The following is a 12,444-nucleotide window of genomic DNA, read 5'->3' as shown; positions in this document are numbered from 1 at the left end:
TAAAGCCCTTTTATTGTAATTTATTTTTTCATCCAACTAAAGTTGGAGGCTATTCAATCTTTTTAGAAACTTAAAGAATAATTGGGGTTAGGTTATTGATTTAACTCAAATGCTCAATCATATCTTTTGTCATCGATTCAAGATCAAAAGTATGTTTCCAGTCCCAATCTTCTCTTGCCTGAGAATCGTCGATGCTTGCCGGCCAGCTATCTGCAATTTTCTGACGGAAATCAGGCACATAAGTAATTGTAAATTCAGGAATATGTTTTTTAATTTCATTGGCAATTTCAGTTGGCGTAAAACTCATTGCCGCTAAATTGTATGAAGAATGTATTTTAATTTTTTCAGCCGGTGCCTGCATGATACTAATGGTTGCATCAATTGCATCATCCATATACATCATTGGCATTTTTGTTTCAGATGATAAAAAGCATTCGTATTTTTTATCAGCAATTGCCTTATAGAAAATGTCAACAGCGTAATCTGTAGTTCCGCCACCAGGAGGCGTAGACCAGCTAATTAAACCTGGATAACGAATACTGCGAACATCTACACCATAAATATTATGATAATATTCGCACCATCTTTCTCCTGCTTGCTTACTAATTCCATAAACCGTAGAAGGTTCCATTATTGTATATTGAGGCGTATTTTCTTTTGGCGTTGTAGGTCCAAAAACAGCAATACTTGAAGGCCAGAAAATCTTTTTTATCTTTTTTGCTTTAGCCAAATTCAAAACATGAAATAAAGAATTCATATTTAAGTCCCACGCAAATGCAGGATTTTTTTCGGCTGTAGCCGATAAAAGTGCCGCCATCAAATAAATATCAGTAATTTGATGTACTTCAACAAGATGTTCGATTTGGTTGAAATCTAAAGCATTGACCACTTCAAACGGACCTGAATTAACAACGTCAGTATTTAATTTTCGAATATCAGAAGCAATTACATTGTCTGTTCCGTATAATTTACGCAGTTTTTGAGTCAGTTCTGTCCCAATTTGACCGCAAGCGCCAATGATCAATATTTTTGGATTCATTTGTGTTGTTTTTTAGATACGCAAATATAACGTTTTCGCAAATATTTTTGCTTTTCAGAACAACAAATTATAAATTTAACAACAATGAAGTTGGTTTTTTAGATTATTCTCTGTCAAATATGCTTTGTGTGTTGCCTGGAAAAAGATTTTCGACAGATTAAAAAGATTGGGATGATTTTTATTTTTTAAAGATGGAAATATTTTTTCACGCAGATTTTGCAGATTCAGCAGATCAGAAAATAAAATAAATCTGCTGAATCTGCGTGAAATCTTTTTTTACTTTATCCCTGACATCGCTAGCTTATTTTTTGAAATCTTTAGCAAAAAACAGCATTCGTAATTGTAAATTTACTTTGTAACTTTGTAGCTTAATGTTTTACCAAATGAAATATAAAATATCTCTTTTTCTGCTTTTTGTTTTTGTGTTGAATTCATGTCAAAATGAAGATGAAAAGCGTCGTGCAGAAAATGAAAAAGAAGCTAAAAAAAAAGAAGTTATTTTTGACAATATCAATAAAGGCTGGGTATTTATTGACGAGCCGATCAATGAAATTTCAGAACAAAAAATAAGTTCCTGGAACGAATGGCGCGATTTTTTAAAAGAAATTGGAGATAAACCCAGAAAAACAATTGGAGCATTCCAGAAAAAGTCTACTGCGATTTCTAAAAAAGCAATGGCTTTAAACGAAAATATTCCTTCAGAGTTTAATGTTCCTGCCATAAAAAGCCGAATTTCTATTTTGGTTACCAAAGTCAAAATGATGGATTTATTTATTCATTTAAATCAAATTCCATCTGAGAAAGTAACCTTTTTGATTGGAGAAATCAATAAAGAATTAGTTTCTCTGGAAAGACAAATGGATAATATTATTGTAAAAAGTAAGATTCCGAAAGAACAAGGAGAAGAAGATTTTCTGAAAATGTTAGATACAACACGTGCGATTCCTAATATAAAAACAGATCCGCTCCTGGAAGACAAATAGATTAAAATACACCACAAGTTGAGTAAAAACGCCTTATATACCATGTATGATAATCTGCCAAAAAATCAGCAGATTGCCGCACAATTACTAGAACAAAATCAGATAAAAATGCATCTTAACGGTTTGTTGGGATCTGCAGTTTCATTTGTAATTCGTGCTGTTTTTAAAAAAACCGAGTTGCCTTTTTTACTTGTTTTAGACAATAAAGAAGAAGCCGCTTATTACCTGAATGATCTCGAACAAATGATTGGCGAACAGGATGTTTTGTTTTATCCCGCTTCATTTCGCCGCCCTTATCAGGTTGATGAAACAGATAATGCCAATGTTTTGTTGCGTGCTGAGGTTTTAAACAGAATCAATTCCCGCAAAAAACCAGCTATAATTGTTACCTATCCTGAAGCACTTTTTGAGAAAGTAGTTACACGTCAGCAATTAGACAAAAACACCTTAAAAGTCGCCTTGAACGATAAAATTTCGATTGACTTTATCAACGAAGTTTTATTCGAATATGAATTCAAAAGAGTAGATTTTATTACAGAACCCGGAGAATTTTCGGTTCGTGGAGGTATTGTCGATGTCTTCTCTTTTTCTAACGATCATCCGTATAGAATTGAATTCTTTGGGAATGAAGTAGACAGCATCAGAAGTTTTGATGTCGAGACACAGTTATCTGTAGAAACACATAAAAAAATCACCATAATCCCAAATGTCGAAAATAAGATATTTCAGGAAAACCGAGAGAGTTTCTTAGATTATATAGCGGAAAAAACAGTTGTTTTTATTCAAAATACAGACGGACTTTTTAGTCAGCTGGACAAACAATTTGCAAGAGCAGAAGAAGCTTTTGAAAAACTTTCGGGTGAAATAAAACATGCCACACCGGAACAATTATTTTTAAATCAGGCTTCGTTTATCAAACGTGCTTTAGATTTTTCGATTGTAGAATTGGCTTCAAAACCGATTTTTAAAACCACTAAAACATTCGATTTTCATATTCAGCCTCAACCGTCTTTTAATAAACAATTTGATTTGTTATTGAATAACCTGAGTGACAATCATTTTAACGGATACAAGAATTATTTATTCTGTTCGAATGAAGCGCAGGCGAAGCGTTTTCATGATATTTTCGAAACTTTGGATGAAGCCAATTCTGAGAATATCCGCAAACAATATCATACTGTTGTATTGCCTTTATATCAGGGTTTTATCGACGAAGAAAATCAGATTACTGCGTATACAGATCATCAGATTTTTGAGCGTTATCATAAATTCAACATCAAAAACGGATATTCTAAAAAGCAAAATATTACGCTTAAGGAATTGACCGCACTTTCGGTTGGTGATTATGTAACACACATCGATCACGGAATTGGGAAGTTTGGCGGATTGCAGAAAATTCAGGTCGAAGGAAAAACGCAGGAAGCCATAAAACTGGTTTATGCTGATAATGATATTGTTTATGTAAGCATTCATTCGCTTCATAAAATTTCTAAATACAACGGGAAAGACGGAACACCGCCGAAAATTTATAAGTTAGGATCGAACGCCTGGAAAATTTTAAAACAAAAAACCAAAGCGCGTGTCAAACATATTGCTTTCAACCTTATTCAGTTGTATGCAAAACGACGATTGGAAAAAGGGTTTCAGTTTGCGCCGGACAGTTATTTACAAAACGAATTAGAGAGTTCGTTTATTTATGAAGATACGCCGGATCAGACGAAATCAACTCAAGAAGTAAAAGCTGACATGGAAAGCGATCGCCCAATGGATCGTTTGGTTTGTGGTGACGTAGGTTTCGGGAAAACGGAAGTTGCAATTCGTGCCGCTTTTAAAGCTGTAGATAATAGCAAACAAGTTGCCGTTTTGGTTCCGACGACTATTTTGGCGTACCAACATTACAGAACTTTTACAGAACGATTAAAAGATATGCCGGTTTCAATTGGTTATTTAAACCGATTTAGAACCGCAAAACAGAAAGCACAAACGCTTAAAGATTTAGCCGAAGGAAAACTTGATATCGTAATTGGAACACATCAATTAGTAAACAAAAATGTAGTTTTTAAAGACTTAGGTTTATTGATTGTCGATGAGGAACAAAAGTTTGGTGTAAATGTAAAAGACAAACTCAAAACAATCGCTGCAAATGTCGATACGTTGACCTTAACTGCAACACCAATCCCGAGAACGCTTCAGTTTTCGTTAATGGCAGCGCGCGATTTATCGGTGATTACAACGCCTCCGCCAAATCGTTATCCTATAGAAACAAATGTAGTTGGTTTTAATGAAGAAGTAATTCGTGATGCGATTTCGTATGAAATTCAGCGAAACGGACAGGTTTTCTTCATTAATAATCGAATCGAAAATATAAAAGAAGTGGCCGGAATGATTCAGCGTTTGGTTCCAAATGCCAGAGTCGGAATTGGTCACGGACAAATGGAAGGTGCCAAACTTGAGGAATTGATGTTAGGTTTCATGAACGGAGATTTTGATGTTTTGGTGGCAACCACCATTATAGAAAGTGGTCTTGACGTTCCAAATGCCAATACGATTTTCATCAATAATGCCAACAATTTCGGATTATCAGATTTGCATCAAATGCGTGGGCGAGTAGGCCGAAGCAACAAAAAAGCATTCTGTTATTTCATCTGTCCGCCGTATTCATCCATGACCGAAGATGCCAGAAAACGTATTCAGGCGTTGGAACAATTCAGCGAATTAGGAAGCGGCTTCAACATCGCCATGAAAGATCTTGAAATTCGTGGTGCGGGAGATTTATTAGGTGGCGAACAAAGTGGTTTCATCAATGAAATTGGTTTTGATACGTATCAAAAAATCATGAACGAAGCCATAGAGGAATTAAAAGAAAACGAATTCAAAGATTTATATCCTGAGGAGAATGATATTGAAACGAAAGAATACGTAAAAGACCTGCAAATCGATACCGATTTTGAGCTCTTGTTTTCTGATGAATATATCAATAATGTCACCGAGCGTTTGAGTTTATATAACGAATTGGGTTCTGTAAAAAATGAAGCCGAATTAGTTATTTTCCAAAATAAATTAATCGACCGTTTTGGCCCAATGCCGCCGCGTGCCAATGCTTTGATGAACAGTATTCGCATTAAATGGATTGCGACTAATATAGGTATTGAGAAACTGGTGATGAAAAAAGGTAAAATGATTGGGTATTTCGTTTCAGATCAGCAGTCTGATTATTACCAGTCGTCTAAGTTTAGAAAGGTTTTACAATTTGTACAAAAATATAGCAATCTTTGCCAAATGAAAGAGAAACAAACGCCAAATGGTTTGCGACTTTTATTGACTTTCGAGAATGTAAAATCGACCAAACGAGCTTTGGAATTAATGGAATTATTGGGAGAGTAAAAGAAAAGTTGCCACGAATTTCACTAATTTTAAAAAGGAAAATTAATTTTAATTCTGTTCATTCGTGACCCGAGTGCTAGCGAACAGGCGAAGCAAATTCGTGGCGACAATATCAAATTTAAAAGACTATTTGTCTTTATAGAATTTCTCTAAATACTCGTTTTTATCTTTTTCTGCCTGAACTAAACGCTCGTAAAGTTCTACTACTTTGTCAAGAGGATTAAAGTTACAAATGTTCTGATTACCTATAGTTCCCTGGCTATTGTCATTAAAAGTATTAAAATAAGTAAAAATACTTTCTTCTGAAAAATGTTTAATTGCTTCAACACTTATACCAAGTGCTATTGCAACCTCTTTGAGTTTTTCGTCGTCGATAGTTTCGCTATTTTCAATTGCAGAAATGGTCTGTTGGCTCGTTCCTAAAGCTTGAGCAAGAGCTTCCTGCTTCATGTCTTTAAGTTCACGAATACGACTGATGTTTCTTCCTATATGATGTGGTTTTGTTATTGTGCTCATAGCTCAAAGGTATTAAAATTCTCAAAATAAAAATTGATTTCAGTAAAAAACAGTTTCATTTTTGTAAGATACATTTTACAATATATAATGTTTTAATTTCTCTAAAAATTTTATTTAAACAAAAATAGGCTTTTCAAACAACTATTATTTAAATACAGAAATTAGTTAAGTATAATTCGTGTTCATTCGTGATCCGAGCGATAGCGTACAGGCGAAGCAAATTCGAGGCTTAAAATTATTAAGTTTTATTTATCTTTTATTTAAGAAAAACCTTAGAACTAAAAAGTTTTCTTTGAATCAAAATTTCAAAGCCAAACTTTACATGCAATACTATTTCCTTATTCTGTTTTTATTTTTAGGATTAACGTCGATCTCAGCTCAGGAAAGCAAACAAATTATTTCAAAAGATACGCTGAAATACGAAACTATTGATCCGCTTCGTCCTGCAAAAGCAGCATTTTATTCTGCAATATTTCCTGGTTTAGGGCAGATTTATAATAAAAAATACTGGAAACTTCCATTAGTTTATGGTGCAATAGGAGCCAGTACTTATTTTTATATCGATAGTCAGAAAAGCTATACTCTTTATAGAAACGAATACAAAAACAGATTGGCAGGAAACACAAGTAGTTCTGAATATATGTCGAATTTAAGCGAAAGTCAGTTAGTTTCTGCCCAAAAGCAATTTCAAAGAAACAGGGATTTATCAGCCTTATTTATTGTTGGGTTTTATGTTTTAAATATCATCGATGCCAATATAGATGCGGCTCTTTCACAATTTAATGTGAGCGAAAGATTAGCCTTTAAACCTGCAATAAATAGAAATAGGATAACACTACAAAATGATTTTGGGTTTGCCCTTAATTATTCCTTTTAAAAAATTACTCAAATAAAAAATGGCGTATGAAAATCTCATACACCATTTCTTTTTATAAGTAAATCGGAATTATTTCACGATCAGTTTTTTTATAACATTCAAATCTCTTGAATTTATACTTACAATATAAATCCCTGATGACAAATGATGATTAATTTGTCCTGAAGTCGAAAGTTTTTGAGTTAAAACAGTTTTTCCGTTCATGTCAGAAACTGTAATTAAAGCTAAATCTCCCGATTCTAATTCAGGTAATGAAACATTAAACAGATTCTCTGTAGCAGGATTTGGATAAATGCTTACTGCTTTTTCTGTTGCAATGATTTGTTCTGTTTGAAGAGAAGATTTAGCAGTTAAACCAGAAACCGTTGTAGTTTCTAATTGCCATTGTGCGCTAAACCAACCATCCTGAGAGTTTCCGTATTGTGCAGATCCTGTTTGATTTTCAACATGAATAATGTTTCCGGTTTGCCATCTGTTTCTTAATCTAACCCAGGTTCCGTCGATATAATCGCTAGACCATTGTGCACTCCAGAAAGTAGTATCTGTTATATTAGACTGAACATTTCCGGTTTGACTTTCGATATTCATTAGTTCGCCAGTTGCTACATTTTTAAGCACAAAATAAGTTGCATCAATAGCGATTTTTTGCCATTTGTAATTGTTGTTTGCAACCGTTGCACCATAACCCACATTGGCTCCGGCATCAGATAAATAAGCACCGGTCCATCTGTTTTTTATTGTATAATAAGTTCCTGTTGCAGTTGAAACTGTTACAAGACAAGTACTTGTTTTGCTTCCGTCAACAGTAGTTACTGTAATAGTTGCTGATCCGTTTGCTACAGCAGTTACTAAACCAGATGAATTTACAGTTGCTACAGCCGTATTGCTTGAACTGTAGTTTACAGATTTGTTTGTTGCATTTGCAGGAAGAATCGTTGGAGTCAATTGTTGTGTTCCACCAACAGATAATGATGCTGAACTTGGACTCAAACTTACGCTTGTTACCGCTACGTTTGTTCCCGGGTTTGAATCGTACCAAGTCGCATTCATATACCAACCGGTTTTATTTCGATTTAAATCTGCAGATTGGCTAGTTCCGTCATTAAAAATTAAATTAGTCGAAGTTACATTGGTGAACGTATAACTATACCAGCCATTTCCGGCATCAGTCATGTTTACGCCTGGCCAAGATGCATCAGCTAAAACTCCTGTTGGTAAAGCGCTCCAATAATAGATTTTAATTCCGGTTCCCCAATTTGATGGTTTGTAGAAATAAACGGTGAAATTGGTATTCGCGTTTACAGTAATTGCTGCAATTGCCGTTTTGTTTCCGTCTTGTGTTGTTACGGTAATATTTGCGGTTCCTGCTGAAACTGCTGAAACTAATCCAGACGAGTTTACAGTTGCAACTCCTGTATTGCTCGAACTCCACGTTACCGTTTTGTTTGCTGCATTCGCAGGCGCAATTGTTGCCGAAAGTTGTTGCGTATTACCTGTATACAAACTTGCCGTTGTTGGCGAAACACTAACTGATGCAACTGGAATTGCCGCCACTGTTATGGCCGAAGTTGCTGTTTTGTTTCCGTCAACTGTTTTAACCGTAATAGTAGTTGTACCTGCTGAAACCGCTGAAACTAATCCAGATGCATTTACAGTTGCTACAGCTGTATTGCTTGATGTCCAGGTAACATTTTGATTAGTTGCATTTGCCGGAGCAATTGTTGGATTTAATTGTTGCGTAGACCCTAAACCAACAGTCGCTGTTGTTGGACTAACCGAAACTCCTGTAACAGCTACAGTTGCAACATTTGCATTGGTTAAAACAATATATTGAAAAGCATTAAAAGATTGTGTAGCTCCTGAAACTAATGTTACATTAGCACCAGTATAAGCATCTTTATAAGTTCCTGCTAATGCTGCCGGAATTACAAATGTTTTACTGGCATTTCTAAGATTGGTCATTACAATAACTTTCTCTGTACCTAATGTTTTTGTAAAGGCGCAGATATCATCACTTGCATAAGGTGTCATTGTACCACGACGAATAGCGGCACTGCTGTTTCTAAAGTTAAGAATCTTTGCAAATTCTGGTGTGGCAGCGGTATTGCTCCAATTGATTTTTACACTCGTATAAGGCCACGGAATTACCTGATTGAAGGCTACTTCTTGTCCGCTGGTTAAAAAAGGAACTCCTTTCATATAACCCGAAACTAAGAAATTTGCAACTACTCCGGCATTACTTTTAAATACAGTAAAAGGAGCCGTATCGCTGTTGTTTTCTGAGTCATGATTTGCAGTCCATCTCACTTCTTGCTGACTTCCTGTTGCATACGTATATTCCATGTCATTTGTGGTTTGGAATCTTGTAGAAGCCGGACCTCCGCCTGCCACATTTTTTAAGGCATCGTAAAACCATTTATCACCAAAATTCATATCAAATCCAGCCTGAAAATTTTGTAAACGATCTCCTTCGGCAAGCATTAATAAGTTATGAGAAGTGATACCTCTTAAATTACTGATAATTTCTGTCCAGAAATCAAGAGGAGGATTATTAGCAAAATCACAACGATATCCATCGATATTTGCTGCAAAGATCCAATAACGCATTGCATCTTTCATTGCGGCACGAAGTGCAGTATTGTTTAGATCCAATGCTGCGATATCAGAGAAGTTTGCCAACTGATTGATTGTTGTTCCGGTTCTTTGGTAATATTCCGGATGAGATACAGTCCAGGGATGATCCCATGAAGTACCGTTTACTGCAATGTCAAGCATTACCGCCATACCTTTGGCATGGGCAGCATCTACCAGATTACGCATATCTGTAAGTGTTCCGTATTCAGAACCTACAGATTTGTAATCTTTGATACAATAAGGAGAGTTGGAACTTCTTGAGTCAGTTCCGTAAGGGTAAATAGGCATTAAATAAAGCACATTGATACCAAGTGATTTAATTCGGTCCAAATCAGAGGTAACTGCAGCTAAAGTTCCCGAAGCACTATGCGGACGAATATGAACCTGATAAATATTGGCATCTCTCGAGTCGGGAACTCCTGTATATGGCGTGCCATATTGAGCCGGATCCTGTGCATACACTGAACTTGCAAATAATAACAGAAAACAGACTATTGTTTTCGTGAAATGAAATACTCTAGTGGTAATTTTGTTTTTCATAATTTTTGTTTTTTGCATGCTTGTCAGCATCTCTAACTAAAATTCATTCTCACTCGCATTGTTTTTAAATTCGACAAACATTTTGTGGTTAATAGTTTTCAAGTAGTAAATTTTAATTTTTGCCCATAAAAATGGGCAATAGTTGTTTGCCACGAATTACATGAATTAGCACTAATTTTTAATCTGTTTAAGACTAATATAATAATTCTAATTCGTGAAAATTCGTGTAATTCGTGGCAAAAAGCTTAGAAACTTAATGTCTCAGAACCTTAAATTAAATCTTTTTCAATCCCTTTAATTCTGTAGCATTTCCTTGCTTAATGCTAATTGCAACACCTCCGCCCGGAGCTAAATACTGTTTTAAAATTGTTTTTGAGGTTACAACAACTTTAGTCACGGTATATTTTTGTGGATTTTCGTTCCAATTGGCGCCTTTGGCATCAGCATAAATTGTGGCTATGAATTTTTTTCCGGCAGGCAAATAATCAAAAGTAATGTTTGCCGTTCTGGAATTTTCATCAGTAATTCCTCCAATATACCATTCGTTTTTTCCTTTTGCTTTACGGGCAATTGTGATGTAATCTCCCGGTTCAGCTTCAAGAATATAACTGTTATCCCAATCTACCGCAACATCTTTAATGAACTGAAATGCATCTGGAAAACGTTCATAATTCCCGGGAATATCTGCTGCCATTTGCAACGGACTGTACATTGTAACGTAATACGCCAATTGTTTTACCAAAGTTGTATTGACACGTTGAGTACTTCCTGTTCCGTAATACGAAAGATCAGTCTGGAAAATTCCCGGAGTATAATCCATTGGTCCACCCATTAAACGGGTAAATGGCAAAATCGTAGTATGATCCGGAGCTAATCCTCCCATAGATTCGAACTCAGTTCCTCGGGCAGATTCTTGTGCAACCCAGTTTGGAAAAGTTCGGTTTAAACCTGTTGGTCGAACCGCTTCGTGACTATCAATCATAATTTTATAATCAGCAGCACGTTTGGCCACATTAATGTAATGATTCACCATCCATTGTCCGTCATGATGTTCGCCACGCGGAATAATTTTACCTACATAACCTGTTTTTACAGCATCATAACCGTTGTCATTCATAAACTGAAAAGCACGATCTAAACGACGCTCATAATTTGTTGCTGATCCGGAAGTTTCGTGATGCATGATAATTTTCACCCCTTTTGAAGCGGCGTAGGTATGTACCGCTTTTACATCAAAATCCGGATATGCGGTTACATAATTAAAAACTTCTTCTTTCCAGTTTCCTATCCAGTCTTCCCAACCAATGTTCCATCCTTCGATCAGGATTGCATCGAAACCATTTTTAGACGCAAAATCGATATATTCTTTTGCGCGTTCTGTTGTAGCTCCGTGTTTTCCGTTTGGCGTTAGTTTGGTAAAATCATCTGTTAATTTCACATTATTCTCTTTTCCAAAAGCCCACGTACTTTTTCCTGCAACAAAATATTCCCACCAGATCCCAATATATTTTACCGGTTTGATCCAGGAAACATCTTTATAACTTGTTGGTTCGTTGAGGTTCAGGATTAATTTTGAAGCCAAAATTTCTGTTGCTTTATCACTTACAACAATGGTTCTCCAGGGCGATTGTGCATCGGTTTGCATATAGCCTTTTGCACCAACGGCATCAGGAGCTAAATGGCTGCGCATTTTATAATTTACAGCATCTAATTCAAGATACATTGCCGGATAATTGATCAGACCAGCTTCGTGAATGTTGATGTACAAACCATCATCAGATTTCATCATTGAAGGTGTTTGAACCGATAATTCTTTTATTGGCCATTGTGAATTGATTTCGATCGTAGCTTTTTTCATCAACGAAGGAACTTCAGAAATCTTTGAAGTCGTGTAGGCATATTCATTAGTATCATAATCTCCCGGAATCCAGAAAATTTTATGATTTCCAGCCAGATTAAATTCAGAACGTTCTTCTTTTATTACAAAATAACTTAAGTCATTTTGCTTTGGAAATTCATATCTAAAACCTAATCCATCGTTGAATAGGCGGAAACGAATGCGGATATATCTGTTGTTGTTTTTGGCTTGAGCCAAAGTAACAACCAATTCATTGTAATTGTTTCGAATTGTTTTTTCTTCTCCTAAAACCGGATTCCAATTTTCATCAACAGAAGATTGTGCTGTATTTGTAACGGTAAAACCATCCAAAAACGAAGGCAAATTTTGCAGTTCTAAACCCAAAGAACTTGGTTTTATAACTGCTTTTTGTTTATATGATAATTGGTAAGACGGAATTCCGCCTTCTTTTAATTCAAATTTTAAAGAGAGATTTTTGTTGGGCGAAGTTATTTCCTGTGCCTGAATCCATGCAGCATTAGCACAAATAAAAAGAAACAAAGCTATTTTTTTGCTGCGAATACGAAGCAATGATTTTTGGGATTGAAAATTCATGTTATTTAGTTTTTTGCAA

General features: G+C 35.5%; 7 protein-coding genes. 3 read left to right on the top strand and 4 right to left on the bottom strand.

Translation table 11 applies throughout. The annotated features are described in order from the left end of the window. Positions 1–100: 100 nt before the first annotated feature. Positions 101–1,039 (bottom strand): L-threonine 3-dehydrogenase, encoded by a 939-nt coding sequence (locus tag RC62_RS17815; protein ID WP_055097545.1) that lies wholly within the window; start codon positions 1,037–1,039, stop codon positions 101–103. 383 nt (positions 1,040–1,422) lie between these two features. On the opposite strand from RC62_RS17815, the gene RC62_RS17810 reads away from it, so the two are divergent. Continuing rightward, on the top strand, positions 1,423–2,022 hold the full coding sequence (locus RC62_RS17810) for a hypothetical protein (RefSeq protein WP_167343865.1): 600 nt from the start codon (positions 1,423–1,425) through the stop codon (positions 2,020–2,022). A gap of 18 nt (positions 2,023–2,040) precedes the next feature. Beyond that, positions 2,041–5,406 carry a transcription-repair coupling factor gene (mfd, locus tag RC62_RS17805; RefSeq protein WP_055097544.1) on the top strand — a complete coding sequence of 1,122 codons (3,366 nt, stop codon included), beginning with the start codon at positions 2,041–2,043 and terminating at the stop codon, positions 5,404–5,406. Positions 5,407–5,532: 126 nt separating this feature from the next. On the opposite strand, the gene RC62_RS17800 is transcribed toward mfd, so the two are convergent. Next, entirely contained in the window at positions 5,533–5,922 is a 390-nt protein-coding gene (locus RC62_RS17800) for a helix-turn-helix domain-containing protein (protein WP_055097542.1), read from the bottom strand. A 322-nt stretch (positions 5,923–6,244) separates the two neighbouring features. On the opposite strand from RC62_RS17800, the gene RC62_RS17795 reads away from it, so the two are divergent. Beyond that, positions 6,245–6,799 (top strand): DUF5683 domain-containing protein, encoded by a 555-nt coding sequence (locus RC62_RS17795; protein WP_055097777.1) that lies wholly within the window; start codon positions 6,245–6,247, stop codon positions 6,797–6,799. Positions 6,800–6,868: 69 nt separating this feature from the next. On the opposite strand, the gene RC62_RS17790 is transcribed toward RC62_RS17795, so the two are convergent. Next, positions 6,869–9,973 carry an Ig-like domain-containing protein gene (locus tag RC62_RS17790; protein WP_245176844.1) on the bottom strand — a complete coding sequence of 1,035 codons (3,105 nt, stop codon included), beginning with the start codon at positions 9,971–9,973 and terminating at the stop codon, positions 6,869–6,871. A 274-nt stretch (positions 9,974–10,247) separates the two neighbouring features. Then, complete coding sequence (locus RC62_RS17785; RefSeq protein WP_055097539.1) at positions 10,248–12,425, bottom strand: glycoside hydrolase family 97 protein; 2,178 nt, start codon at positions 12,423–12,425, stop codon at positions 10,248–10,250. Positions 12,426–12,444 lie beyond the last annotated feature (19 nt).

Source organism: Flavobacterium aquidurense, from assembly GCF_001404985.1.
Taxonomy (GTDB): domain Bacteria; phylum Bacteroidota; class Bacteroidia; order Flavobacteriales; family Flavobacteriaceae; genus Flavobacterium; species Flavobacterium aquidurense_B.
This window is presented reverse-complemented; position numbering and strand designations above follow the sequence as displayed.

Bases quoted from the DNA above. Each gene is read 5' to 3' on its own strand.
- RC62_RS17815 (WP_055097545.1), bottom strand. From the start codon at position 1,039: ATGAATCCAAAAATATTGATCATTGGCGCTTGCGGTCAAATTGGGACA.
- RC62_RS17810 (WP_167343865.1), top strand. From the start codon at position 1,423: ATGAAATATAAAATATCTCTTTTTCTGCTTTTTGTTTTTGTGTTGAAT.
- RC62_RS17800 (WP_055097542.1), bottom strand. From the start codon at position 5,922: ATGAGCACAATAACAAAACCACATCATATAGGAAGAAACATCAGTCGT.
- RC62_RS17795 (WP_055097777.1), top strand. From the start codon at position 6,245: ATGCAATACTATTTCCTTATTCTGTTTTTATTTTTAGGATTAACGTCG.
- RC62_RS17790 (WP_245176844.1), bottom strand. From the start codon at position 9,973: ATGAAAAACAAAATTACCACTAGAGTATTTCATTTCACGAAAACAATA.
- RC62_RS17785 (WP_055097539.1), bottom strand. From the start codon at position 12,425: ATGAATTTTCAATCCCAAAAATCATTGCTTCGTATTCGCAGCAAAAAA.